Annotated in this window: 25 protein-coding genes; 6 read left to right on the top strand and 19 right to left on the bottom strand. The window is 72.8% G+C overall.

Annotation, left to right across the window (positions count from 1 at the left end; translation table 11 throughout):
* Window positions 1–118: 118 nt before the first annotated feature.
* The 3 genes from AB0K15_RS05120 to AB0K15_RS05110 all read right to left on the bottom strand — a co-directional run bounded on the left by AB0K15_RS05120 (window position 119) and on the right by AB0K15_RS05110 (window position 2,539).
* Entirely contained in the window at window positions 119–757 is a 639-nt protein-coding gene (locus tag AB0K15_RS05120; RefSeq protein ID WP_364045743.1) for an HD domain-containing protein, read from the bottom strand.
* A 106-nt stretch (window positions 758–863) separates the two neighbouring features.
* Complete coding sequence (locus AB0K15_RS05115) at window positions 864–1,310, bottom strand: MarR family transcriptional regulator (protein WP_364045741.1); 447 nt, start codon at window positions 1,308–1,310, stop codon at window positions 864–866.
* 14 nt (window positions 1,311–1,324) lie between these two features.
* Entirely contained in the window at window positions 1,325–2,539 is a 1,215-nt protein-coding gene (locus tag AB0K15_RS05110; RefSeq protein ID WP_364045739.1) for a carboxypeptidase-like regulatory domain-containing protein, read from the bottom strand.
* A gap of 147 nt (window positions 2,540–2,686) precedes the next feature.
* On the opposite strand from AB0K15_RS05110, the gene AB0K15_RS05105 reads away from it, so the two are divergent.
* Window positions 2,687–3,679 (top strand): proline racemase family protein, encoded by a 993-nt coding sequence (locus tag AB0K15_RS05105; protein ID WP_364045737.1) that lies wholly within the window; start codon window positions 2,687–2,689, stop codon window positions 3,677–3,679.
* Complete coding sequence (gene proC, locus AB0K15_RS05100) at window positions 3,676–4,485, top strand: pyrroline-5-carboxylate reductase (RefSeq protein WP_364045735.1); 810 nt, start codon at window positions 3,676–3,678, stop codon at window positions 4,483–4,485. Before AB0K15_RS05105 ends, proC begins: the two co-directional genes overlap by 4 nt.
* Before the next feature lie 7 nt (window positions 4,486–4,492).
* Here proC and AB0K15_RS05095 read toward each other — a convergent pair whose 3' ends face one another.
* From AB0K15_RS05095 to AB0K15_RS05040, 12 genes are all read right to left on the bottom strand, one after another.
* A complete protein-coding gene (locus AB0K15_RS05095) occupies window positions 4,493–5,392 on the bottom strand; it encodes a MurR/RpiR family transcriptional regulator (protein ID WP_364045733.1) in 900 nt (299 codons plus the stop codon).
* 95 nt (window positions 5,393–5,487) lie between these two features.
* A complete protein-coding gene (locus tag AB0K15_RS05090; RefSeq protein WP_364045731.1) occupies window positions 5,488–5,706 on the bottom strand; it encodes a three-helix bundle dimerization domain-containing protein in 219 nt (72 codons plus the stop codon).
* Window positions 5,707–5,815: 109 nt separating this feature from the next.
* Window positions 5,816–7,207 (bottom strand): aspartate ammonia-lyase, encoded by a 1,392-nt coding sequence (locus AB0K15_RS05085; RefSeq protein ID WP_364045729.1) that lies wholly within the window; start codon window positions 7,205–7,207, stop codon window positions 5,816–5,818.
* Entirely contained in the window at window positions 7,204–8,526 is a 1,323-nt protein-coding gene (locus tag AB0K15_RS05080; RefSeq protein WP_364045727.1) for a dihydroorotase, read from the bottom strand. The genes AB0K15_RS05085 and AB0K15_RS05080 overlap by 4 nt, the downstream gene beginning before the upstream one ends.
* The gene (locus tag AB0K15_RS05075) at window positions 8,523–9,380 is read right to left on the bottom strand and encodes a dihydroorotate oxidase electron transfer subunit (RefSeq protein WP_364045725.1); all 858 of its coding nucleotides are present in this window, start codon (window positions 9,378–9,380) and stop codon (window positions 8,523–8,525) included. The genes AB0K15_RS05080 and AB0K15_RS05075 overlap by 4 nt, the downstream gene beginning before the upstream one ends.
* Window positions 9,377–10,672, bottom strand: a complete 1,296-nt coding sequence (locus AB0K15_RS05070) for a Zn-dependent hydrolase (RefSeq protein WP_364045723.1) — start codon at window positions 10,670–10,672, stop codon at window positions 9,377–9,379. Before AB0K15_RS05070 ends, AB0K15_RS05075 begins: the two co-directional genes overlap by 4 nt.
* Entirely contained in the window at window positions 10,669–11,142 is a 474-nt protein-coding gene (locus AB0K15_RS05065) for a hypothetical protein (RefSeq protein WP_364045721.1), read from the bottom strand. Before AB0K15_RS05065 ends, AB0K15_RS05070 begins: the two co-directional genes overlap by 4 nt.
* Complete coding sequence (locus AB0K15_RS05060; RefSeq protein WP_364045719.1) at window positions 11,139–11,615, bottom strand: hypothetical protein; 477 nt, start codon at window positions 11,613–11,615, stop codon at window positions 11,139–11,141. Before AB0K15_RS05060 ends, AB0K15_RS05065 begins: the two co-directional genes overlap by 4 nt.
* Complete coding sequence (locus AB0K15_RS05055; RefSeq protein WP_364045717.1) at window positions 11,612–12,409, bottom strand: IclR family transcriptional regulator; 798 nt, start codon at window positions 12,407–12,409, stop codon at window positions 11,612–11,614. Before AB0K15_RS05055 ends, AB0K15_RS05060 begins: the two co-directional genes overlap by 4 nt.
* A 25-nt stretch (window positions 12,410–12,434) precedes the next feature.
* A complete protein-coding gene (locus AB0K15_RS05050) occupies window positions 12,435–13,700 on the bottom strand; it encodes an MFS transporter (RefSeq protein WP_364045715.1) in 1,266 nt (421 codons plus the stop codon).
* A 37-nt stretch (window positions 13,701–13,737) separates the two neighbouring features.
* A complete protein-coding gene (locus AB0K15_RS05045) occupies window positions 13,738–14,712 on the bottom strand; it encodes a dihydroorotate dehydrogenase (protein ID WP_364045713.1) in 975 nt (324 codons plus the stop codon).
* A gap of 298 nt (window positions 14,713–15,010) precedes the next feature.
* Entirely contained in the window at window positions 15,011–15,346 is a 336-nt protein-coding gene (locus AB0K15_RS05040) for a cupin domain-containing protein (protein ID WP_364045711.1), read from the bottom strand.
* Between the two features lie 104 nt (window positions 15,347–15,450).
* Here AB0K15_RS05040 and AB0K15_RS05035 point away from each other — a divergent pair, with 104 nt between their 5' ends.
* Window positions 15,451–16,020 (top strand): TIGR03086 family metal-binding protein, encoded by a 570-nt coding sequence (locus AB0K15_RS05035; RefSeq protein ID WP_364045709.1) that lies wholly within the window; start codon window positions 15,451–15,453, stop codon window positions 16,018–16,020.
* Between the two features lie 12 nt (window positions 16,021–16,032).
* Here the strand turns inward: AB0K15_RS05035 and AB0K15_RS05030 are convergent, their stop codons facing one another.
* The 3 genes from AB0K15_RS05030 to AB0K15_RS05020 all read right to left on the bottom strand — a co-directional run bounded on the left by AB0K15_RS05030 (window position 16,033) and on the right by AB0K15_RS05020 (window position 18,138).
* Complete coding sequence (locus AB0K15_RS05030; RefSeq protein ID WP_364045707.1) at window positions 16,033–16,386, bottom strand: DUF1622 domain-containing protein; 354 nt, start codon at window positions 16,384–16,386, stop codon at window positions 16,033–16,035.
* Window positions 16,387–16,600: 214 nt separating this feature from the next.
* The gene (locus AB0K15_RS05025; RefSeq protein WP_364045705.1) at window positions 16,601–16,987 is read right to left on the bottom strand and encodes an Lsr2 family protein; all 387 of its coding nucleotides are present in this window, start codon (window positions 16,985–16,987) and stop codon (window positions 16,601–16,603) included.
* 158 nt (window positions 16,988–17,145) lie between these two features.
* Window positions 17,146–18,138 (bottom strand): LacI family DNA-binding transcriptional regulator, encoded by a 993-nt coding sequence (locus AB0K15_RS05020; RefSeq protein WP_364045703.1) that lies wholly within the window; start codon window positions 18,136–18,138, stop codon window positions 17,146–17,148.
* Between the two features lie 285 nt (window positions 18,139–18,423).
* Between AB0K15_RS05020 and AB0K15_RS05015 the strand changes: the two genes are divergently transcribed.
* The gene (locus AB0K15_RS05015; RefSeq protein ID WP_364045701.1) at window positions 18,424–20,730 is read left to right on the top strand and encodes a Tat pathway signal sequence domain protein; all 2,307 of its coding nucleotides are present in this window, start codon (window positions 18,424–18,426) and stop codon (window positions 20,728–20,730) included.
* Between the two features lie 69 nt (window positions 20,731–20,799).
* A complete protein-coding gene (locus tag AB0K15_RS05010; protein WP_364045699.1) occupies window positions 20,800–21,543 on the top strand; it encodes an SDR family NAD(P)-dependent oxidoreductase in 744 nt (247 codons plus the stop codon).
* A gap of 1 nt (window position 21,544) precedes the next feature.
* Here the strand turns inward: AB0K15_RS05010 and lexA are convergent, their stop codons facing one another.
* Window positions 21,545–22,198, bottom strand: a complete 654-nt coding sequence (gene lexA / locus AB0K15_RS05005; protein ID WP_364045697.1) for a transcriptional repressor LexA — start codon at window positions 22,196–22,198, stop codon at window positions 21,545–21,547.
* A 262-nt stretch (window positions 22,199–22,460) separates the two neighbouring features.
* Here lexA and AB0K15_RS05000 point away from each other — a divergent pair, with 262 nt between their 5' ends.
* Window positions 22,461–22,826 carry a YciI family protein gene (locus tag AB0K15_RS05000; protein WP_364045695.1) on the top strand — a complete coding sequence of 122 codons (366 nt, stop codon included), beginning with the start codon at window positions 22,461–22,463 and terminating at the stop codon, window positions 22,824–22,826.
* Window positions 22,827–22,846: the final 20 nt, after the last annotated feature.

Below are 22,846 nucleotides of genomic sequence, written 5' to 3'. Positions count from 1 at the left end.
GAGGGCGAGCACGCCCTTTCCTTCAGACATACCGCGATCATGACAGCAGTCGGGGTTATCGCGCAAGCGTTTTGGCCGCCACCGTGTCCTCTCCGGCGCACGGCAGCGGCCGGCGGCGTCACTCTTTCCAGTCGGAGTTCTCGATGACGTCGACGAAGTCGGTGTGCTTGAAGCCGGGCAGGAAGTGCTCCAGCACGTCGGCGTTGACGGTGCCGAACGTCGAGTCGGGACGGTGGGCGAACCCGTCCTTGAACGCCTGCAGGATCCGGCGCTTGAAGTCCGGGCGCGGGTGCGCGGCGGTCACGGCGGCGATGTTCTCGCCGGACACGCGGTCCAGGTGCAGGCCCAGCACGTCGGTCTCGACGCCGGCGGTGGTGGCGGCGATCTCGGGCGCCATGCGGTAGGGCACCTCGGGCGTGGTGTGCAGTGCGATGGCCGTCCAGACCAGGTCGGCGTCGGCGGCTGGACGGCCGTGGGCGAGCAGGAACTCCCGGGCCTGGTCGGCGCCGTCGATCTCGAAGCGCTGCTGCTCGCTGCGCCACGGCGGCACGAGGCCGGTGTCGTGGAACAGCGCGGCGACGTACAGCAGCTCCGGGTCGGGGTCGATGCCGAGGGCGCGCGCCTGCAGGCTGCCGAAGAGGAACACGCGGCGCGAGTGGTTGAACAGCAGTTCGGTGGACTTCTCGCGGATCAGCGACGTCACCTCGGTGACGAGGTCGGTGTCCGGCACGGTGATCCCGGCGATCGTCTCGGTCATCACGACTCCCTGGGTGAGAAACGGTGTGGTGACCGCAGCTTGCCGCGCGCGAGCCCTCCTTCGCCGTGCCCGGACGGGCCACGAACCCCACCGATAGGGACATCGCTCAGGCGTGCGCGATCCTCCGCAGCACGTCGGTGAACGCCGTGCGCTGCTCCGCGCTCAGCTCACCCAGCAACGTGTCCTCGGTCTCGGCGACGAGCGGCGCGACCCGGCGCAGCACCCCGGCCCCGTCCTCGGTGATCCGCAGCAGCTTGCGGCGGCGGTTGCCCGGGTCGACGCGCCGCACGACGTAGCCGCGCTCCTCGAGCCGCGCGAGCAACGGGGTGAGCGTGGCCGTGTCGATGCGCGTCGCCTCGGCCAGCGCCGCCTGGTCGAGATCGGGCGAGGCCCGCAGCACCCGCAGCGCGACGTACTGCGGCGGCGTCAGCTCGCGCACGGTGTCCTGCCAGCGCGCGGTGTAGGTGCGCAGCGCCTGGCGCAGCAGGTACAGCGGAGCGTCGCCGAGCGGGCGCTCGCCGCGCTCGACGTCGTGGTCCGGTCCGGTGTCCATGGCTCAAGGCTGCCTCATGCGGCGCGGGCGTATGCGGGCGCCAGGGTGAGGTCCACGGTCGTGGCGCCACTCGGCGGCACCGTCAGCGCCCGCGTCCGCGGCAGGAACCCCTCGGCGACGGCGGTCAGCGTCACGGCGCCGGGCGCCAGGCCGGTCAGGTGGAACCGGCCGCGGCCGTCGGTGTCCGACCGAGCCGTGACGGCGCCCTGCGGATCCGTCACGACGAGGACCGCCGGGGCGCTGACGTAACCCGAGATCTCCCCGGTCGGCGCCGGCTCGGCGAAGGTGGTACGGCCGCGTTCCCGCACGTGGATCAGGAAAGCGGCACCCGCGGACCACGCCAGCAGGGTGAGGACCGGCACCAGCAGGTGGGCGCCGTGGAAGTAGTCGAGGTCCGACAGCGCGCGCACCGCCGCGCCCGGCGGCAGGGCGGCCGACACCCACCGCGCCGGTTCCGGCAGCAGATTCACGCCGAGCACGCCGCCGCTCGTCGAGTTGCCCACGGTCAGCAGCAGCAACGTCGAAATCGGGATGCCGATCGCGCCGAACCACGTGCCGAGCGCCTTGGTCGCCAGTGCCGTCGCGGCCGAGAGAAGGCCGAGCGTCAGCGCGAGCGGCACGAACGGTGCGGGCAGCGCGCCGAGCACCGGCCCGGCCAGCGTGGCCGCGACGATCCCGGACAGCACCGCGAACCCCACGAGCGCCGCCATGCGGTGGCGCAGCCGGACGCGCCGCGCGGCCGCGAGCAGGTTCTGCGCGAGAGCGAACGACGACAGCGTGACGCCGAAGGCCACGTAGAAGCCCGACATCCCCTTGCTGTCGAACGGCGAGAGCGGCAGCACGTCGGTGACCACCAGCGGCTGCCCCCGGTGCTGCGCGAACGCGGTCACCAGCTTCTCGGCCGCCGACACGGTCGTGGCGCCGCTCGCGCCGGCGACGTCCAGCCGCAGGCGCCCGGCCTGGTCGGTCAGTGTCGCGACGGCGTCGCCGTGGCGCAGCAGCGCGTCGCCCGCGGCCTGGTCCGCGACGGGCACGACGGCCACGGCCTGCCCGGTCGCCCCGGCGAACTGCGCTTGCAGCGAGGTCCCGGCCACCGCGACGGGCACCTGGTAGGGCCGCGGGCTGCGCTGGAACCCCACGTAGAGGCCGATGAACACGAGCACCAGCAGCAGGGAGATCCCCAGAGGCTGCCACCACCAGCGGTGCCGGGCGAGCACGGAAGTCTTCATGGCCGGTTCAACTATTCGTGCACGAATAGTATTCCGGGCGGGTGGCGACGGTGACCGCGCGCACAGGTCTTCCCGTAGTGAAAACTACCATGTACTGTCTGCTGTCATGAATACTACAACGAGGCTGGATGGTCCACAGTGGACGCGGTGACCGTCACCGACTACCACACTGCCGGGGAGCCCTTCCGCATCGTCACCGGTGGGGCGCCGGAGATTCCCGGCACGACGGTGCTCGAACGGCGCGAGGCCGCGCGGTCGACGCCGGGCATCGACGCGGTGCGCGAGCTGCTCGTGCGCGAGCCGCGCGGGCATTCCGCGATGTACGGCTGCTTCCTGGTGCCGCCGCAGACCGAGGGGTCGTTGTTCGGCGTGCTGTTCTGGCACCGTGAGGGCTACTCGACCGCCTGCGGGCACGGCACGATCGCGCTCGGCGCGTGGGCCGTGCGCACCGGCCGCGTCGAAGCGGCGGCCGACGGCGTGACCGAGGTGCCGATGGACGTCCCGTCCGGCCGCGTCACCGCCGCCGTGACGTGCGAGGGCGGCGGGGTGCGGACGGTGGCCTTCCGCAACGTCGACACGACCGTGCTCGGCCGCGGCGTCGAGGTCAGCACGAAAAGCGGCCCGGTCACGGTCGATCTCGCCTACAGCGGCGCGATCTACGCGTGCGTGCCGGCTTCCGCGTTCGGCCTCGCGGTGGTCCCCGAGCACCAAGCTGACCTCGTGGCCGCCGGCCGCGAGGTCAAGGCCGCGCTCAGCGGTACCGAGTGGGCGCGATACTCCGCGGACCGCCGGCTCGGCGGCGTCTACGGCGTGATCCTCTACGACGACCTCGGCGACACCGCGACCGGACCGCACCAGCGCAACGTGACCGTGTTCGCCGACGGTCAGGTCGACCGTTCCCCTTGTGGCTCCGGCACTTCCGCGCGTCTTGCGCTGCTCGCGGCCGAGGGCCGGCTGCGCGAGGGCGACGTGCTCACCCACGGCTCGATCATCGGCACCACCTTCACCGGCCGGATCCTGTCGACCGGCGCCGACGGCAGCGTCGCGACAGAGATCGAAGGCACCGCACACCTGACCGGCGAGAGCGTGTTCACGCTCGACCCAGCCGACGAACTGGGAACGGGGTTCACCCTGCGATGACGAAACTGGCCATCATCGGCGGCGGCAACATGGGCGAGGCGCTGCTCGCCGGACTGCTCGCCGGCACCGAACCGAGGTTCACGGCGGGCGAGGTCGTCGTGGTCGAGCTCGCCGACGAGCGCGCGGCGTACCTGCGCGAGCGTTACGGCGTGGCCACCACGGCGGACGCCGGCCCCGCGATCCGCACGGCGGAAACCGTGCTGCTCACGGTGAAGCCGTACCACGTCGACGACCTGTTCGCCGCGGTCGCGGACGACGTGAACGACAACCAGCTCTTCGTCTCGGCCGTCGGCGGGGTGCGCACCTCGCGCCTCGAAGCGCTGCTGCCGGGCAAGCCGCCGGTCGTGCGCTGCATGCCCAACACGCCCGTCTCCGTCGGTCGCGGGGTGGTGGCGATCAGCGCGGGCACGTACGCCGGTGAGGCCGAGCTCGACTACGCGCAGTCGCTGTTCGAGCCGGTGGGCAAGGTCGTGCGCGTCGAGGAGACGCGCATGGACGCCATCACCGCGCTGTCGGGCAGCGGGCCGGCGTACTACTTCTTCCTCACCGAAGCGCTGATCGAAGCCGGGATCCTGCTCGGCCTGCCGCGCCCGCTGGCCGAGGAGCTCGTGAAGGCCAACGCCGCCGGCGCCGCCGAGATGCTCCAGGTCCCGGACGCCGACGCGGTGCGCATGCGCGCGGCCGTGACGAGTCCGGGCGGGGCGACGATCGCCGCGATCCGGCAGTTCGAGGAACGCGGGGTGCGCGCCGCGGTGATGGCGGCGATCGAGGCGGCCCGCGACCGGGCGGCCGAGATGGGCCGCTGAGCCCGGGTCATTCCCGGCCGGGCCACCGCGCCCGCATGTCGCGGGGCACGAGGGCGGTGCGCAAGGCGGTGAGCAGGTCGTTGTTGTCCGAAACGGCCGCCGGGTCCTTGCGCGCCAGCCCGGCCATCAGGCAGTCGACGACCAGCGTCGCACCGAGTCCCTCGTGCGTCAGGCCGCTCACGGAGTGCACGGCGGTGAGGACGACCTCGACCTGGTCGCCGAGCGTGGGCCGTAAGGAGTTGGTCACGAGCAGCACGCGCGCGCCGACCGCGCGCGCGTGCTCGACGAGCGTCTTGACGTCGTGCAGCAGCCGGTCGGGCACGCACAGCACCACGACGTCGTTCTCCTTGAGGCGCACCAGGTCGTCGGCGAGCCGGAACCCCGTGGCCGAGGTGCTCCAGGCCCGGCGGCCGAGCCGGTGCAGGCGGGTCACCAGGTACTGCATCGGCAGCTCGGACGGGCCGAGGCCGTACCCGAGCACCTCGGCCGCGGAGTCCAGCAGGTCGACGGCCGCGGTGAACTCGGGGTCGGCCAGCAGCCGGCGCGTCTCCGTGAGCCGCTCGACCGACTCGGTGAGCACCTGGTCGAGCAGGGCGTCGGTGTCGCCGCCGGTCCGCTCGATGCGCTCGCGCAGCCGCGTGGCCGGGTTCGTGTCGCCGACGACGTAGCGGCCCACCACGCGCTTGAGCTCCGGCAGGCCGGAATAGCCGAGGGCCTTCACGGCGCGGACGACCGTCGCGTCGCTGGTGCCGCTCAGCACCCCGAGGTCACCGGCCGTGGACAGCAGGATCGCCTGCTGGTGGCTGCGCAGGTACTCCGCCACGCGCTGCTCGGCCGGGGAAAGCCCGGCGAGCCGCTCCTCGACGCGAGCGCTGAGCGAGTCGGTCCGTTCGTCGTGGGCGGTCACGACCCAGCAGCCTACAGAGCAACGGCTCCGGGTCGCCGCACCGGACGGTCAGTGCACAGTGGACGGTGGCGGGTGCTGAATTTTCACAGCCGCGTTCAGGCGAGCTGCCCGCTGCCCAGCGCGGCCCGGACGGCGCGCTCGACCAGGATCGGCACGAACGCCTGGATCGGCGCGTCGGTGAAGCGGGCCCGTTCGCGCTCGACGAGGTCGTGCACGGACTCGGCGCCGACGGTGGCGAAGTCTCGGCTGAGGCGGTCTTCCAGCTGCCCGAAGTGGGTGTCCGGCGGCAAGGCTCCGAGGGTTTGCGTGCTCATGAAGCCTCCTGCTGTCACCCGATGGAGGTTTCATTGCAGTACGCCCAGGTAAACGAAGGGTAAACGACGGCCGTCGCCACGGTGTCGGGCCGCGGTGCCGTCCGGGGTGTCACCCGGCGGCGGTGGCCGGCAGGCCCAGCAGCGTGTCGAGCTGCTCGGCGGTGAGCAGTCCGGCGTCGACCACGAGCTCGTGGATCGAGCGGCCGGTGGCCGAAGCCTGCTTCGCCAGCGCACTCGCCGCCTCGTAGCCGATCACCGGGTTCAGGGCCGTGACGAGGCCGATCGACTCGCGGACCTGGCGGCGCAGGTGCTCGGTGTTGGCCGTGATGCCGGTGACGCAGCGGCGCGCCAGCGTCTGCGCGCCGGTGCGCAGGTGGTGCAGCGACTTCAGCAGCGAGTGGGCGATGATCGGCTCGAAGGCGTTGAGCTGCAGCTGCCCGGCCTCGGCGGCGAGCGTGACAGTGGTGTCGTTGCCGATCACCTCGAACGCGATCTGGTTGACCACCTCGGGGATCACGGGGTTGACCTTGCCCGGCATGATGCTCGACCCGGCCTGCACCTTCGGCAGCCGCAGCTCGTTGAGCCCGGCCTGCGGACCCGAGGACAGCAGGCGAAGATCGTTGCAGGTCTTGGAAAGTTTCACCGCCACGCGCTTGAGCACGCCGGACAGCTGCACGAACACCCCGACGTCGGCCGTCGCCTCCACGAGGTCGGTGGCGGTGACGAGCGGGGTCCCGGTGAGCCGCGCGAGGTGCTCGCACGCCAGGCGCGCGTAGCCGGGGTGCGCGTTGAGCCCCGTGCCGATCGCGGTGCCGCCCAGGTTGATCTCGGTCAGCAGCGTGAGCGCTTCGGCCAGCCGCTGCTCGTCCTCGCCGAGCGTCACGGCGAACGCGGTGAACTCGCGGCCCAGCGTCATCGGCACGGCGTCCTGCAGCTGGGTGCGCCCGATCTTCACGACGTCGGCGAATTCGTCGCCCTTGGCGGACAGCGCGCCGCGCAGCTCGGCCATGGCGCCGAGCAGGTCGGTCGCGGCGGCGTGCACCGCGAGCTTCACGGCGGTGGGGTAGACGTCGTTGGTGGACTGGCCGAGGTTCACGTCGTCGATCGGGTGCAGCCGCGCGTAGTCCCCGCGCGGGTGCCCGAGGATCTCCAGCGCCCGGTTCGTCACGACCTCGTTCACGTTCATGTTCGACGACGTGCCCGCGCCGCCCTGGATCACGTCCACGGTGAACTGCTCGTGCAGCCGGCCGGCCTCGATCTCCTCGCACGCGGCGACGATCGCGGCGGTCTTGTCGGCGGACAGGAGGCCGACGTCGTGGTTGGCCAGGGCGGCGGCGTGCTTCACACGGGCCAGCGCGACCACGAGCTCGGGGTGGGTCGAGAGCGGCAGCCCGCTGATCGGGAAGTTGGCCATGGCGCGGCGGGTGTGCACGCCGTAGTACGCGTCGGCGGGCACGGCCAGCTCGCCGAGCAGGTCCGCTTCGGTGCGGGTGGTGGTCATCGGGCACTCCTGGTGAACAACCCGCCGCGGTCGGCGGTCACCGCCCCGGCGACGACCGTCGCCACGGGCCGGTGGGTGAAGGACAGGCCCCCGAACGGGGTGTTGTGCGAACGGCCGGCGGTGTCGGCGGGGTCGACCGTCCAGCCGGCCCGCGAGTCGACGAGGGTGAACGTGGCCGGCTCGCCGACGGCGATCGGGCGGCCGGCGGACGCGGCGATGCCGCCGATGCGGGCCGGGGCGTGGGACATGCGGTCGGCCACCAGTGCCCAGTCGACGCCGCGGCTGGTGTGCAGCACCTCCGAGACCACGGCCAGCGCGGTCTCCAGCCCGGTCATCCCGAACGGCGCCCCGCACCAGTCGGCGGCCTTCGCCTCGGCGAGGTGCGGGGCGTGGTCGGTGGCGACGGCGTCGATCGTTCCGTCGAGCAGGGCGGCCCGCAGCGCCCGGACGTCGCTGGGAGACCGCAGCGGCGGGTTGACCTTGAACTTCGTGTCCGCGCTCGCGGCCTCGCCGTCGGTGAGCAGCAGGTGGTGCGGCGTGACCTCCGCGCTCACGGCCCAGCCCTGCTCCTTGGCCCACCGCACGAGCGCGACCGAGCGCGCCGTCGACACGTGGCAGACGTGCAGCGGCGCCTCGGCGTCGGCGGCGAGCACGATGTCGCGCGCCACCACGGTTTCCTCGCCCGTCGCCGGCCACGGTGGCAGCCCGGTGCGCTCGGCCGCGCGGCCCGCGTTGATCTGGCCGGCGCCGGCGAGCGGGCCCGACTGGGCGTGCTGGGCGAGCACCGTGCCGGTCCGCTTGGTCAGCTCGAGGGCGTCGCGCACCAGCACCGGATCGTCGACGCAGCGGCCGTCGTCGGAAAACACGCGCGCGCCGGCCGCGGCCATGGCTTCCAGGGGTGCGAGGCGTTGTCCCGCAAGGCCTTCGGTGATGGCGCCGACGGCGTGCACGCGGCACGACGCGGTGCGCTCGGCCAGGTCGAGCACGTGACGGATGCGCTCGGGCGAGTCGGTGACCGGGCTGCAGTTGGCCATGGCGAACACGTCGGAGTACCCGCCGGCCGCCGCCGCGGCGGTGCCGCTGGCGATGGTTTCGGCGTCCTCGCCGCCGGGCTCGCGCAGGTGCGTGTGCAGGTCGACGAACGCGGGCAGCAGCACGAGACCGTCGGCGTCGAACCGGTTCGGCTCGTCGGCGCTGCCACGCGGCCGCAGCTCGGCGATGCGGCCGTCGCGCACCACGAGGTCGATCGGGGTGCCGCCGAACGGGGCCACGCCGGTGAGCACCGCGTGGCCGAGCGGGGCCTGCGTGAGCGGGCTCATGCGGGCACCTGCAGCCGGAACACGGGGCCGTCCTTGCAGATCAACGGCGATTCCTCGGGCCCGCCGCGGGTTCCGGTGGCGCAGCCGTGGCAGTAGCCGAGGCCGCACGCCATGTGCGCTTCCAGCGACACCTGCACCTCGGCGCCCCAGCGGTCGGCCAGCTCCCGGCACAGCCACGCCAGGCGGTCGGAGCCGCACGTGAGGATCCGCTGCGGCGGCGCACTGTCCAAAGCAGACGTCAGCTGCGCGCGCAGGCGCGTGATTTCGCTGGTGCCCTGGGCGTCGGTCACGGTGAGCACGCGCTCGGCGCCGCACTCGTGGTAGAAGTCCGCGCCGATGACGGCGTGCGGCGTCCGTCCACTCGCGACGGCGACCAGCCCGGTGCCGCTGCCCGCGAGGTCCTGTGCGACGGTGGTGAGCGAGCAGGTGCCGATGCCGCGCCCGACCAGCAGCACGCGCGTAGTGTCCGCGGGCACGTGGAACCCGCGGCCGAGCGGGCCGACCACGAGCATCGTCTCGCCCGCGGCGAACGTCGTGAGCTTGCGCGTGCCGTCGCCGACCACGCCGTAGACGACTTCGACCGTGCCTGCTTCGGCGTCGCGGCGGTAGATCGCCATCGGCCGGGGCAGCACGGGGCCGCGTTCGCCTTGACGCGCGGCCGTGAGCATCACGAACTGCCCGGCCGCCGCGGTGCGCGCGATGCTCGGCGCGTGCAGGCGCAGGTACTGGTAGCGGTCGGCTTCCGGCCGGTGCTCCAGCACTTCCGCGTGGTGCCACGTCGGGGCCGGGACGGGGCCGGTGTAGGGCAGGGGCGTCACGTGGTCGCGGACGGCCCGGGTTTCGGTGGTGGTCATGACTGCTCCGATCCCGCGGCGGGAAACGCGGTGTCGAGCCGGACGAGGCTGTGGGCGAGCACTTCGGTGCCGACGACGAGGTCGGCGACGTCGGTCCACTCGTCGGGGCTGTGGCTCACGCCGTCGCGGCTGGGCACGAAGAGCATGCCGGTCGGCGTGACGTGGTTGACCATCTGCGCGTCGTGGCTGGCGCCGCTGGGCAGCACGCGGTGCGCGAAGCCGAGTTCGGCGCACGTGGCCGCGACGACGTCGGTGACGCGGCGGGGCAGCAATACGGGGGAGGCGTCGGCGAGCGTGTGGGCGCTGAAGCCGATTCCGCGGCGCGCGGCGAGGGCGTGGGCGCGCTCGACGATCTCCGCGGCGGTCTGGCGCTGGCGGTCGCTGTCGACGTCACGCACGTCGACGTGCAGCTGCGCCTGACCCGCGATCGTCGTGATGGAGCCGGGCGCGGAGTCGAGCCGCCCGACGGTCGCGCGGGTGCCGTGGTGGCGGCTGTCGGTGGCGATGGCCTCGATCAGCAAGACGATTTCGGCCGCGGCGGCCAGCGCGTCGGCGCGCTGGTGCATGGGCGTGCCGCCGGTGTGCGACGCGCGGCCGGTGAGGTCGAGGCGCAGCCGGGTGCTGCCGGAGATGAGGTCGACGACGCCGAGCGGCAGGCCCGTCGACTCGAGCACGCTGCCCTGTTCGATGTGCAGCTCCAGGAACGCGGCCCAGTCCTCGGGCCGCCAGCGCGCGCCGGCCGCCCCCTCGGGGTCGAGGCCGACCGAGCGCATCGCGTCGGCCAGGCTCACACCGTCGGCATCGACCTTTGTCTCCAGGTCTTCGGCTCCCGTGAGCCCGGCGACGACGCGGCTGCCGGTGCACGCCTGGCCGAAGCGCGCGCCCTCCTCGGCGGCGAACACGACGAACCGCACGGGGTGGGCCAGGCGCACGTCGTGCTCGGTGTAGAGCCGCGCGGTCTCCATGGCCGCGACCACGCCGGCGATGCCGTCGAACGCGCCGGCGTTGGGCACGCTGTCGAGGTGCGAGCCGGTGCCCAGCGCGGGCGCGCTCGCCACGGTACCGGGGAGCTCGGCGATCGTGTTGCCCGCGGCGTCGGTGCGCACGGCGAGGCCGAGCCCGCTGACGTACTCGCCGAACAGCGCGTGCGCACGGCGTTCGAGCGGGGTGTGCGCGAGCCGGGTCACGCCCGGGCCGGAGTCCGGTTCGGACAGCGCGGCGAACGTGTCGAGCCAGTGCGCGATCCGGTCCGCGTCGGCGCGCAGCCGGATGTCCACAGCGGACGCGGTCATCGCGGGCCGCCGGGCAGCTCGGTGAGCAGCGCTGCCGTCGGCGTGCCCGTGACCTCGGCGAGCGCGGGCGTGGCGAGAACCGCCGCCACCGCGACGACTTCGGCGCGCGCGGTCGCCGCGAGGTTCAGCAGTGTCCGCAGCCGCGCGGGTTCCCACGCGGTGCCGACCAGCGCGATCCGCGCCCCGGCCGCGACCGGGGGGTGGAAGCCGACGACGCCTTCGAGCTCGGACGCGCGGGTCACCGTGGCGCCCAGCCGCCGGGCGACGACGTGGGCGAGCACGGCGTCGTCGGCGCCGTGCCACACCGCGACCTGGTCGAGCGGCCGCGTGGTGAGCAGCTCCGCCAGCGCGGCGCCGACCACCTCGGTCGCGGCGGGATCGGTGGGCGTGTCGAGTGAGGGGCCGTAGGTGTCGGGGCTGACGCCGAGCTTGCGCACGGCGGCGCCGGCGTCCTGGACGGGAGTGGTCATGACGGGTTCTCCGAAGGGGTTCGAGTGCCCGCGAGGGCAGGGGTGCCGTCGGGCGCGAGCACGCTGAGCACGACGACGGGCTCGGCGCCCGCCGCGCGGACGCGGCCGGCCAGCGCCGCGGCACTGGCGTCGGCCGGGGTGGCGGCCGGGTCGTCGGCGATCGGCGTGACGACGGCGACGCGGTCGCCCCGGTGCACCTCGCCGGCGTCCACCGCGAACGGCAGGCCGGTGTGCAACGCCAGCGCCGTGGTGACCGCGACGGCGTCGGCGGTGCCGGTGGTGACCAGGCGATCGGTCGCCGTGGGCAGTTCCTCGGCGAGCAACGCCGCCGCTCGGCGCAGGATCGACGGCCGCGTGGTGAACGCGCCGCCGATCGCCGCGAGATCCGCGCGCAGCTCGCCGCGCCGCCGTTCGGCGTCGAGGAAGACGGTGGTGGTGTCGGTGGCCGTGGCCAGGTCGCCCTCGAGGCTCATCGGGCGCTCCTCGCCGGTCCGCCGACCGCCGTGGTGGGTTCGGCGCCGGCGAAACCGAGCTCGGCGGACAGCTCGCGCGCGGCGGTGAGGACGGCGTCCGTCGCCACCGTGCGCGCGCCGCCTTCGCGCATGCGGTTGCCGGCCGCGGCCAGCGTGACGCTCGCGGCCACCGCGCCCGTGGAGGTGAAGATCGGGGCGGCCACGGCCCACACGCCGCGGTCGAGCTCGTCGTCGCAGATGTCGTACCCGCGGGCCCGCACGAGGGCGAGGTGCTCGACGAGTTCGTCCACTGTGGTCGGCGTGTCCGGGGTGAACGCGTCGAGCGACTGGGTTTCGAGCACCCGCCGGGCCGCGGGCTCCGGCAGGTAGGCCAGCAGCGAACGGCTCGACGCGGCCGCGTGCAGCGGCATCTCCTGCCCGATGCGCACGAACAGCCGCAGCGGGTGGCGGCCCTCCACCAGCGCGACGCACACCGCGCGGGCGCCGATGAGCTCGGTGAGGAACACCGTCTCGCCGCTCGCTTCGGCGGCGTCGACCACCGCCTGGTGCGGGTTGGCCAGCAGCGCCGTCCGGTGCGGCGCCGGCTCGCCGAGCTGGCGCGCGGCCGGACCGAGGAAGTAGCGCTTGTTGGTGGGGGAGCGGGTCACGAAGTTCTCCTCCACCAGCGTGGTGAGCACGCGGTGCGCGCTGCCCACGGGGATGTCGAGCTCCTCGTGCAGCTCCTGGAGCGTGGCGCCCTTGCCCTTCGTCGCGAGGGCCCGCAGCACGGACAAGGCGCGGATGACGACCTGCATGGTTCTCCTTGCTCGGGTACCGGGCTCAGGCGAGCTGCTCGGCGCGACGATCGGGGATGAAGATCATCGCGACCATGTCGAGCAGGTAGATCACGGACAGCACGCCGATGGCGAAGCCGAACCCGTAGCTCGCGGCGACGAGCGCGACCACGATCGGCGCGAACCCGCCGACCGCGCGGCCGAGGTTGAACAGCACGTTCTGCGCGGTGGACCGGATCGCCGTGGGGTAGAGCTCGGCCATCAGCGCGCCGTAGCCGCCGATCATGCCGTTGGCGAACGCGCCCATGACCGCGCCGCCCACCATCAGCGCCCACGGCGACGAGAGCTGGCTGTACCCGAGCACCGAGAGGGCGGCACCGGCCTGGAAGAGCCAGAAGGCCTTGCGGCGCCCCAGTTTGTCGGCGATCTCGCCGAACGCCAGGATCCCGGCACCCATGCCGACCACGGTGACGGCGGTCCAGATGCCCGATTTCGTGAGGCTGTAGCCGAACTGCGTGGACAGGTAGGTGGGCAGCCAGATCATGATGCCGAAGTACCCGAAGTTCTGCACCGACGTGAGCACGAGGACACCGATCGTCGCGCGGGTCGTGGGCCCGTCGGCCACCAGCAGCTTCAGCGGCACCTTCGGCTTGCCCTCCTGGCGCTCGCGGTGGCGGGTGAACTGCTCGGGCTCGTGCAGGCGCGAGCGGAACACGATGGCGACGACCGCGGGGAACGCGCCGAGCAGGAACAGCCCGCGCCAGCCCCACGCGTTGAGCACCGGGGCGGAGACCAGCGCCGCGAGCAGCACGCCGGCCTGCCAGCCGAGGCCGACCAGCGACGTCGCCCGGGCGCGCTTCTTCGCCGGCCACGCTTCGGCCGCGAGCGTCATGCCGATGCCGAACTCGCCGCCGATGCCGACGCCGGCGAGGAACCGGAAGACCGCGATCTCCCAGTAGCTCGTGGAAATCGCGGTGAGCCCGGTGAACACGGCGAAGAAGATCACCGAGTACGTCAGCACCTTCACCCGGCCGATGCGGTCGGACAGGATCCCGAACGCGATCCCGCCGACCACGGCGCCGATGAGCGTGATGGTGGCGAGCGAGCCGGCCTCGGCGCCGCCGAGCCCGAGGTCACCGGAGATGGCGGAGAGGGCGAACCCGAGGATCAGCAGGTCGAAGCCGTCCATCGCGTAGCCGAGCGACGACGCGAACACGGCCTTGCGGGCGTAGCGCGTGGACGCTTTGGTCGCGGGGGCGTCTTCGGACGTGGCGGGGGGTGCGGCGCTGCCGGCCAGCGTTTCGTCGGACATGGGTGGAGCACTCCTCACGGCGTGGGGGAAGGGGGTCTCAGGCGCGCAGGGTTCCGATGAGCTCGTGGGCGGCGCCCGCCCCGAGCTCGGCGCAGTGGCGGGCGAGGTCGCGCACGATCTCGGCCATCGCGTAGGGGCGGGTGAACGTCGCGGTGCCGACCTGCACGGCGGTGGCGCCGGCGATGAGGAACTCGACGACGTCGCGGGCACTGCTGATGCCGCCGCAGCCGACGACGGGGATGTCGACGGCACTCGCCGCCTGCCACACCAGCCGCAGCGCGAGCGGTTTGACGGCCGGGCCGGACAGGCCGCCCACGCCGTTGCCCAGCACCGCGCGCCGCGAGCGCACGTCGACGGCCAGGGCGGGGAAGGTGTTGCTCACGGTCACGGCGGTCGCGCCCGCCCGCTCGGCGGCGCGGGCGATCTCGGCGATGTCGGTGACGCCGGGCGTGAGCTTCACGAGCACCGGCAGCTCCGTGCGCGCCACCACGCCGGCGACGACGGCCTCGACCGCCGCGGGGTCGGCGCCGATGGCGAGCCCGCCGTGTTCGAGGTTGGGGCACGACACGTTGACCTCGAACGCCGCGCACTCCGCGCCGGCCAGCTCGTCGGCGACCTGCCAGTACTCGTCCACGGTCAGCCCGCCGACGCTGGCGATCACGGGGACGCCGAACTCGCGGTAGCGCGGCAGCACGTCGTGCACGAACCGGCTCGTGCCCGGGCTGGGGATGCCGACGCTGTTGAGCATGCCGAGCGCGCTTTCCGTCAGCCGGTGCGACGGGTTGCCGGAGCGGCGCTGCGCGAACACGGTTTTCGTCACGACGGCGCCGAGCTCCCGCACCGGCAGCAGAGGACCGAGCTCGGGCCCGAAGCAGCCGGACGCGGGCATCACGGGGTTGGCGAGCGTGAGCGGGCCCAGGGGCACCGCCAGGTCGACGGCCGCTCCGGGCGCGGTGGCGAACAGCCGGTCGCGGTCGTCGCGGCCGGTCGCCCGGTCCAGCACCTCCGTCATGCGGAATCACACCCTCCATCGAACGGAAACGAGAGAAGTGAGGATGAGTCCGGCCCGGCGTGGTGTCAAGGCGGCGGCGACCCGGCCCGTCGCCGGTGCTCAGAGCCGGTTTTCACGACACGGCGGCGCAACGGCGAAGTGTTTCCGCGAGGTGGAAACGCGCCCTCCGGGCTGCCGGAGGATTCCGCAGGTCAGGGGGGATTCGGTGGTTCCGGCGGCCGGGGTGTGACCCGCGCCCACAAATGTGCTGATGCGAACGCGGGCGCCGCCGTCCGGCACCGTCGTGAGGGCACGGCGTTTACTCGAGCCACTCAGTGACGAACCGGTCGTTCTCGTGGATGTGCACGGCTTCGTAGCGCTCGGGCCCGAGAACCACGAACTTGTGCGCGACCCCGGCGGGGACCGCGAGCACGTCGCCCGCGCGGCCTTCCCGTTCCGTGTCGCCGATGGTGAACAGGGCGCGGCCGCGCTGGATCACGAACGTCTCGCGGTAGGGGTGGCGGTGCAGTCGCGGGCCGGACCCGGCGACGTCGGTGCTTTCGCGGATGATGGACACGCTCGCACCGACCTCGTATCCCTCGACGTTGCGCGTCAGCGCCGCGATCCGGTCTTCGGCAGTGGTCGAATCGGTCATTCCCACCACGGTAGCCCCGCGCCGGTGAAGCCGGGACCGGATCCGGTCTGTTTCGCCGCCCGCCGGTGGTCGTAGGACCAGGACATCGGTGAAGGGAGCAAGCAGTGGATCTTCTGGAGCAGTACTTCGTGGCTCAGGACGGCTTCGACGAGGTGGTGGCCGAGGTGCCGGCGCGGTCGTGGGACGCGCCGTCGCCGTGCGCGGCGTGGACGGTGCGGGACATCGTGGGCCACGTCCTGTGGGGCCGCCACCGCCTGTCGGCCTGGGTGACCGGCGCCGACTACCCGGAGACCGCGGGGGAACCCGGCGCGCCGAAACCGGGTGTGCTCTGCGCCGGGGATCCGGCGCAAAAATGGCGCGTGGCGGTCGAGGCGACGGCCCCCGCCTTGACCCGTGACGGGCTCGCGCGGGTCACGTCGATCGACGAGGCCGGGGGCGTGCCGCTCACGGCGCTGCTGCCGGCGTTCGTCTCCGACGCGCTCGTCCACACCTGGGACATCGCCCGGGCCGCCGGTCTGACCGTCACGCTCGACCCGGCGGTGGTGAAGGCGACCGGCGAGTGGGTCCGGTCGATCCCCTTGCGGCGGCCGGAGTTCTTCGGGCCCGAGCTCACGCCGCCGGCGGACGCCGACGAGACCACGCGGCTGCTGGCGTTCCTGGGGCGCGCGGCCTGAGCGCCGGCGAGGTCAGGCGGGCGGCTGCGGCCCCCGCTTGGCCTGCCACGGCCACGCGCCGGAGATCTCGACCTCGAGCGCGAAGCTCAGCACGGTCCGGATCAGCACGATCAGGCCGAGGACCAGCACGTTCTCCAGCGAAGCGTCGACGATCACGGTCCGGATGATGTCGCCGGCGATCAGGATCTCGAGCCCGAGCAGGATGACGCGGCCGAGGTGCACCCGCAGCTGGTCGTAGCTGCCGCGGCGCCGGGTCGCGTCGGCGGCGAAGCGCACCAGCACCACCACGAGGCCGAGGGCCATGATGCCGACGCCGAGCCCTTCGATCACGGAGGCGACGGTCTCGAACGACTCGGTGAAACTCATCCGCGATCCCCTCTCCGAAGCGGACGTCGGGGAAGGTCCGCGGCTCCCGGTCGGAACGTACGAACCGCCGCGACGGACTGTCAAGGCCCTCGCGGCGGAGTTGGTTCACCCGGAGCTGCCGGTGATCTGCGGTTTTCGGATTCGGTGAGGACGTTTCCGGCGGGACGTGCGGCGGATCGGTGAAAATGGCCGCCCCGCTCCGTCCGCAGCAGTTTTACGCCTTCGTCTTTGTGCGACCACCGCGGGCGCGCGACTTCGAGGCCGAGGCGCGGCTGTTTTCGTAGGCGGTGACCACGTCGGTGGGAATGCGGCCGCGTTCGGAAATGCTCCAGCCGTTGTCCGCGGCCCACGCGCGGATGCTGCGCGAGCGTTCGCGGTCCTCGGGTGTCGGCGTGGTCGAACCGGTGCCACGGCGCACCTTGCGGCCGCCGGTGCGCCGCGAGGCGGCGATGTAGCGGGCGAACTCTTCACGCAGAGTTCCCGCGTTCTTGTCGGAGAGATCGATTTCGTACTGGACGCCGTCGAGGCCGAAGGGCACGGTCTGGTGCGCGACCCCGCCGTCGATGTCGTCCACCATCTGGACCAGGACCTTGTGCGCCATGGCGGGAAAATCCTCCTCGAACGTTTCCGGTAGCCGCGTTTTCCGTGGCCTGTGAAGAACTGTAACATCGATCCACAGTGGAACGCAGTATCGGGAGTGACCGGATTACGTGTCGGCCCCGCTCATTTTCCGACATTTCCCCTCGGGTGCGGGAATGGTCAGCGGTGGGACCCGGGCGCGCCGGCGGTGGTGGCGCGCACGACGAGCCGCGTCGGCAGTTCCGTGACCGCCCGGCCGGCCGGGTCGGCGGCGGAATGGGCCAGCAGCAGATCCACCGCGTGGCGCCCGGCCTCGGCGAGCGGCATGGCGACGGTGGTGAGCGGGGGAGCGGACACCGCCGCGTAGACGAGGTCGTCGAAGCCGGTCACGCTCAGCTCGCCCGGCACGTCGACCCCGCGGTCGCGCAGGCGCGCCAGCACCCCGAGCGCCATCACGTCGTTGTAGGCGAGCACCGCGGTGACCCCGGCGGCCAGCGCCTGGTCCGCGGCGGGCGCGCCGTCCTCGTACCGCGGGGCGAACGGCCCGAGCTCCAGGATCTCGATGCCGTGCTCGGCGGCGGCGGGACGCAGCCCGCGCAGCCGTTCGTGGTTGGACCACGAGCTGTCCGGGCCGTTGAGGTAGGCGCAGCGCCGGTGCCCGAGCCCGGCCAGGTGCGCCACGACCTCGCGCATCCCGCCGGCGCTGTCCATCACCGTGGCGCCGATCCCGGCCACGCGGCGGTTGAGCAGCGCCAGCGACGTGAGGCCGTCGAGCTCGGTGATGGTCGCGTCGTCGATCCCCGGTGAGCACAGCAGCACGCCGTCGGCCTGCTTCGCGAGCGTGCGCACGAGCTCCTGCTCGGTGGCCGGGTCCTCGTCGCTGTCTCCGACGAGCACGGCGTGGCCGGTTTCGCGCGCCCGCGCCTGGACGCTCTTGAGCAGGCCGGTGAAGAACGGGTTCCCCAGATCCGGCACCACGATGGCGATCGCGCCGGTCTTGCCGGTGATGAGGCTGCGCGCCGCCGGGCTCGGCCGGTAGCCCAGCTCCCGCACGACCGCGAGCACCCGGTCGCGCGTGGCTTCGCTGACGCGGTCGGGCGAGCCGAGCGCCCGCGACACCGTGGCCACCGACACCTCTGCCCGCCGTGCGACATCCCGGATCGTGATCCGCACGGTTCTCCTCCGCCCACCCGCCGCGGCGCGGCTGGCCCCGATTGTAGGGCCGGGCCCGGCGCGCCCGGCTGTGACCTGCGCCCCTGCGTCGGCTGGTCGTTCCACCCGGCGCAAGGCACCACATTCATCCGATGAATCGATGAAGAGTCTCGTGGTTCTTCAGGTGGGTCACGGTGGTCCAGTCGGGTTGCCTTGTGACCAACTCGGGCAGAGGTCTCGACAACGGATATCAGACATCCTATGTTTTGGGTCGACCGCCGCCGCCACTCTCTGGAGGTCGCAGACATGGACGTCTCCCGCAGAACAGTCCTCGGCGGCGCGCTCGCCGGGATCGCGGCGAGCGCGGCGGGGCTGGGCCCGGCCGCAGCCTCGGCCGCGAGCCCTCCGCCGCCCGGCGGCGACGACTTCGACTGGGCCGCCTTCCTCGCCACCGCGGACCTGCGCTGGAAGCGGATGCCGTCCGGGTGGACGGAAGGCCCGTTCCTCGGCAACGGTTTCCTCGGCTCCGGCATCTACGCTGAGCCGGGCAAGAACGCGGTGCGCTTCAACGTGCAGCACAGCGAGGTGCAGGACCACCGGCCGCAGTACGGTTCGCTGTTCGGCCTCGCCCGGCTGCCGATCGGGTACTTCACACTCGAACCCGTCGGCGCGATCACCGGCGTCGACTGGCGCCTGGACCTGTGGAACGCCGAGCTCACCGGCACGATCACCACGGCCGCGGGCAGCCTCGCGCTGCGCGCGATCGTCCACACCGGACAGCCGGTGCTCGCGGTCGAGGTGCGCCCGACGGAGGGCGAACGCGGGTTCCGCTGGGTCTTCCACCCGGTCGAGGCCGTGAGCCCGCGCGCCGACCCCGTGTGGAAGAAGGCGCCGCCCGAGGGCTACGTCGCGAACCCGCCGGCGACGGTCCGCGCCGTGGGTGACAGCCACGTCGCCGAGCAGCCGCTGCTCGCGGGCGGCGAGCACGTCACCGCCTGGCGGGAGGTCACCCGCGGCGGCGCTCGGACGCTCTACTCGTCGGTCGCCTGGTCGCACCCCGACCGCACCTCGACCGCGCGGGCGCTGTGGTCCGTGCGCACGGCGGCCGAGTTCGGCGCGCTCACGCGCGAGCACCGCCGCTGGTGGCACGACCACTACCGGCGCAGCTTCGTGTCCATTCCGGACACCCGGCTGCAGGGCTTCTACTGGATCCAGCTGTACAAGCTCGCCTCGGCCGCGCGGCGCGAGGCGCCGGTGATGGCGACCTCGGGCCCGTGGCTGGAGAACACGCCGTGGCCGGCCACGTGGTGGAACCTCAACGTGCAGCTCGAGTACTGGCTCATCCACGGCTCCAACCACCTCGAGCTCGACGCCGTGAGCCGGGCGCTGGACCAGTACCGCGGGCACCTGTCGAGCCAGGTCGGCGCGCCGTACCGGAGCGACTCCGCCGGAATCCCGCGCACCACCGACATGACCCTGTTCAACGGCGTCTCCGACGCGAACAGCGGCTTCCCCGTGGGGGTGCCGGGCCAGGACAGCCCGATCCCGGAGGTCGGCGACCTCACGTGGGCGCTGCACAACGTGTGGCTGTCCTACCGGCACACGCTGGACCGCCGCCTGCTGCGCGACACGCTGTTCCCGCTGCTGCGCAAGGCGATCAACTACTACCTGCACTTCCTCGCCCAGGGTCCGGACGGGAAGCTGCACCTGCCGCCCACCTTCTCGCCCGAGTACGGCGTGAACGCCCCTGACTGCACCTACGACCTCGCGCTCGTGCGCTGGGGCTGCCGCACCCTGCTCGACGCGGCACGCGAGCTGCGCATCGCCGACCCGCTCGTGCCGCGCTGGCAGCAGGTGCCGGCGACGCTCGCGCCCTACGCCGTGGACGAGAACGGGTACATGATCGGCGCCGGCGTGCCGTTCGCGAAGTCGCACCGGCACTACTCGCACCTGCTGCAGATCTACCCCTTGTACGAGGTCACCTGGGAGCAGCCGGAGAACCGCGCGCTGATCGAGAAGTCTCTGGCGCACTGGGTCGGCTTCGAGGGCGCGCTGCAGGGCTACACCTTCACCGGCGCTGCGTCGATCTCGGCCGCGATGCGGCGCGGCGACCAGGCGGCGACCTACCTCGACCAGCTGCAGAGCCGGTTCATCCAGCCCAACACGATGTACGAGGAGTCCGGCCCCGTGATCGAGACGCCGCTCTCGGCGGTGAAGTCGATGCAGGACATGCTGGTGCAGAGCTGGGGCGGCGTCCTGCGGCTGTTCCCCGCCGTCCCCGCGACCTGGGGCGACATCTCCGTGCGCGACTTCCGCACCGAGGGCGCGTTCCTGCTCAGCGCCGCCCGCGAAGGCGGCCGAACGCGCTGGCTGAAGGTCCACAGCGAAGCCGGTGCCCCCTGCGTCCTGCGCCCGGGGATCGACGGGGCCCTCGAGGTCACCGACGCGCGGGGCCGCGCGAAGCGCTGGCGCACCCTGCCCAACGGCGACGTGCGGGTCGAGCTGGCGCGCGGCGAAGAGGCCTTCGTGTACCGCGCGGGTGACCGGCCGGACTTCGCGGTGCGGCCCGTCGCCTCGAACGGGCCGAGCACTCCGTGGGGGCTGCCGGCCTGACCCGGCGCGGTGGCAGGTCTCGGGCAGGATGGTGTCCGAGTCCGACGACACCGACCGCGAGAGGACACAGTGGACACTCGCAGGACCGCCGTGGTGACCGGGGCCGGGCGCGGGATCGGGGCCGCGATCGCGCAGCGGCTGCACGCTCTCGGCCACCGCGTCGCCCTGCTCGACGTGGACGCGGACAGCGCGGCCGCGACGGCACGGGAGCTCGACACCGCCGGCGCCACGGCAGCGGCCTTCGCCGTCGACGTGCGCGACCCCGCCGCCGTGCAGTCCGTCGCCGGCGAGGTGCGGCGGGAGTTCGGCGTGCCGGAGATCCTGGTCAACAACGCGGCCCGCACGCAGAGCCGGTCGGTGTGGGACATCGAGCCGGCCGAGTGGGACGACGTGCTGGCGACCAACCTGCGCAGCGTCTTCCTGCTCACGCGCGAGCTCGCGCCCGCGATGCGCGAGCGCGGGTGGGGCCGCGTGGTCAACCTCGCGTCGCTGGCCGGGCAGCAGGGCGGGCTGGTGGCGGGCGCGCACTACGCGTCGTCGAAGGCGGGGGTCCTGGTGCTCACGAAGGTGTTCGCGAAGGAGCTCGCCGCCTCGGGCGTCACGGTGAACGCCGTTGCCCCCGCGGCCACGCGGACGCCGGTGATGGACGAGATGGACGCCGGGCAGCTCGAAACCGCCGAGGCCGCGATCCCCGTGGGGCGGTTCGGGCGCGCCGTGGAGGTCGCGGACCTCGTCGCCTACCTGTGCGGCGAGAACACCGGGTACATCACCGGGGCCACCTTCGACATCAACGGCGGCCTGTTCATGCGGTGAGTCACATGCTGCGCAGCACCGACACGACGGTGCCCAGCACCACGGCCCGGTCGCCGTCGATCACGTCGTAGGCCGGGTTGCGGGGTTCGAGGTACACGTGGCCGTTGCGGCGCCGGTAGACCTTCACGGTCGCCTCCTCGTCGATCATCGCGGCGACGATCTGGCCCGAGTGCGCCTCGGACTGCTGGCGCACCACCACGATGTCGCCGTCGCAGATTGCGGCGTCGATCATCGAGTCGCCGCGCACGCGCAGGCCGAAGACGTTGCCGCGGCCGGTGAGCCCGCGCGGCAGCTGCAGCATCTCGTCGAGGTGCTCCTCGGCCGAGATCGGCGTGCCGGCGGCGATGTGGCCGACGACCGGCACCGCCACGGAGTCCTCACCCTGCTGCGGCTCGGCCGTGCCGAGGAACGCGCGCACGTCGATCGGCCGCGACATCGAGCTGCTGCGCCGCAGGTAACCCTTGTCCTCCAGGCTCGCCAGGTGCTTCGACACCGACGAGGACGACCGCAGCCCCACGGCCTCGCCGATCTCGCGGCTGCTCGGCGCGTACCCGTGGCGGACCACCCAGTCGCGGATCGTGACCAGGATCTGCTGCTGGCGAAGCGGCAGGGACGAGGCGTCGAGATGGTCGAAGGTGTCGTCGTAGGTGGTCACCCGCCGAATCGTAGAGGTAGGCGCCTCGCCCGCCGGGGACCGGCCCGGTGCGTCGGCGAAGTTCGCCCGGCCGGGGAAACACCCGGCCGGGCGGCCCCGGGCGGGACGGGACCGGGCCCGGCTGGTCCCCGGCCGGGACTTCGTCGAAAATCTTCCCGATCGGTTTGTCGAATCGTGCGCCGGGCCGTTCGACGCGTCGGTGTGGGCCGGTCAGCGCTTCCGGGAAGAATCCGGATCCCGGCCCGAGGACAAAGGAGCGGACATGCGGTTTCTCATGATGCACCGGCTGTCGGAGACGCACTCGTCGTGGAACCCCAGCCAGGAGTTCATCGCGAAGATGGGCGAGTTCATCCAGGACTCGGCGGACAAGGGCATCCTGATCACGGCGGAGGGCGTCCACCCGTCGGAGAAGGGCGCGCTCGTGCGCAAGACGCGCGGCGGCGCCATCAAGGCCACCGACGGCCCGTTCACCGAGGCCAAGGAGGTCATCGGGGGCTTCGCGCTGCTGAACTTCGCGAACCGTGAGGAGGCCGTGGAGTACGCGAAGACCTACGCGGCGCTCTTCGACGACGAGATCGAGGTCGAGGTGCGCCAGGTCGTCGAGTTCGACGAGCTGCCCACCGAGTGACGCCCCGGCCGGTCCGCCCG

The organism is Amycolatopsis sp. NPDC049253 (assembly GCF_040678995.1).
Lineage (GTDB): Bacteria > Actinomycetota > Actinomycetes > Mycobacteriales > Pseudonocardiaceae > Amycolatopsis.
The sequence above is the reverse complement of the archived record's forward strand: the minus strand, read 5'-3'. Positions and strand labels throughout refer to the sequence as shown.

What these genes read in the sequence shown, in the direction of transcription:
- AB0K15_RS05120 (WP_364045743.1), bottom strand. Translation starts at nt 757, where the DNA reads ATGACCGAGACGATCGCCGGGATCACCGTGCCGGACACCGACCTCGTC.
- AB0K15_RS05115 (WP_364045741.1), bottom strand. Translation starts at nt 1,310, where the DNA reads ATGGACACCGGACCGGACCACGACGTCGAGCGCGGCGAGCGCCCGCTC.
- AB0K15_RS05110 (WP_364045739.1), bottom strand. Translation starts at nt 2,539, where the DNA reads ATGAAGACTTCCGTGCTCGCCCGGCACCGCTGGTGGTGGCAGCCTCTG.
- proC (WP_364045735.1), top strand. Translation starts at nt 3,676, where the DNA reads ATGACGAAACTGGCCATCATCGGCGGCGGCAACATGGGCGAGGCGCTG.
- AB0K15_RS05090 (WP_364045731.1), bottom strand. Translation starts at nt 5,706, where the DNA reads ATGAGCACGCAAACCCTCGGAGCCTTGCCGCCGGACACCCACTTCGGG.
- AB0K15_RS05085 (WP_364045729.1), bottom strand. Translation starts at nt 7,207, where the DNA reads ATGACCACCACCCGCACCGAAGCGGACCTGCTCGGCGAGCTGGCCGTG.
- AB0K15_RS05080 (WP_364045727.1), bottom strand. Translation starts at nt 8,526, where the DNA reads ATGAGCCCGCTCACGCAGGCCCCGCTCGGCCACGCGGTGCTCACCGGC.
- AB0K15_RS05075 (WP_364045725.1), bottom strand. Translation starts at nt 9,380, where the DNA reads ATGACCACCACCGAAACCCGGGCCGTCCGCGACCACGTGACGCCCCTG.
- AB0K15_RS05070 (WP_364045723.1), bottom strand. Translation starts at nt 10,672, where the DNA reads ATGACCGCGTCCGCTGTGGACATCCGGCTGCGCGCCGACGCGGACCGG.
- AB0K15_RS05065 (WP_364045721.1), bottom strand. Translation starts at nt 11,142, where the DNA reads ATGACCACTCCCGTCCAGGACGCCGGCGCCGCCGTGCGCAAGCTCGGC.
- AB0K15_RS05060 (WP_364045719.1), bottom strand. Translation starts at nt 11,615, where the DNA reads ATGAGCCTCGAGGGCGACCTGGCCACGGCCACCGACACCACCACCGTC.
- AB0K15_RS05055 (WP_364045717.1), bottom strand. Translation starts at nt 12,409, where the DNA reads ATGCAGGTCGTCATCCGCGCCTTGTCCGTGCTGCGGGCCCTCGCGACG.
- AB0K15_RS05050 (WP_364045715.1), bottom strand. Translation starts at nt 13,700, where the DNA reads ATGTCCGACGAAACGCTGGCCGGCAGCGCCGCACCCCCCGCCACGTCC.
- AB0K15_RS05045 (WP_364045713.1), bottom strand. Translation starts at nt 14,712, where the DNA reads ATGACGGAGGTGCTGGACCGGGCGACCGGCCGCGACGACCGCGACCGG.
- AB0K15_RS05040 (WP_364045711.1), bottom strand. Translation starts at nt 15,346, where the DNA reads ATGACCGATTCGACCACTGCCGAAGACCGGATCGCGGCGCTGACGCGC.
- AB0K15_RS05030 (WP_364045707.1), bottom strand. Translation starts at nt 16,386, where the DNA reads ATGAGTTTCACCGAGTCGTTCGAGACCGTCGCCTCCGTGATCGAAGGG.
- AB0K15_RS05025 (WP_364045705.1), bottom strand. Translation starts at nt 16,987, where the DNA reads ATGGCGCACAAGGTCCTGGTCCAGATGGTGGACGACATCGACGGCGGG.
- AB0K15_RS05015 (WP_364045701.1), top strand. Translation starts at nt 18,424, where the DNA reads ATGGACGTCTCCCGCAGAACAGTCCTCGGCGGCGCGCTCGCCGGGATC.
- AB0K15_RS05000 (WP_364045695.1), top strand. Translation starts at nt 22,461, where the DNA reads ATGCGGTTTCTCATGATGCACCGGCTGTCGGAGACGCACTCGTCGTGG.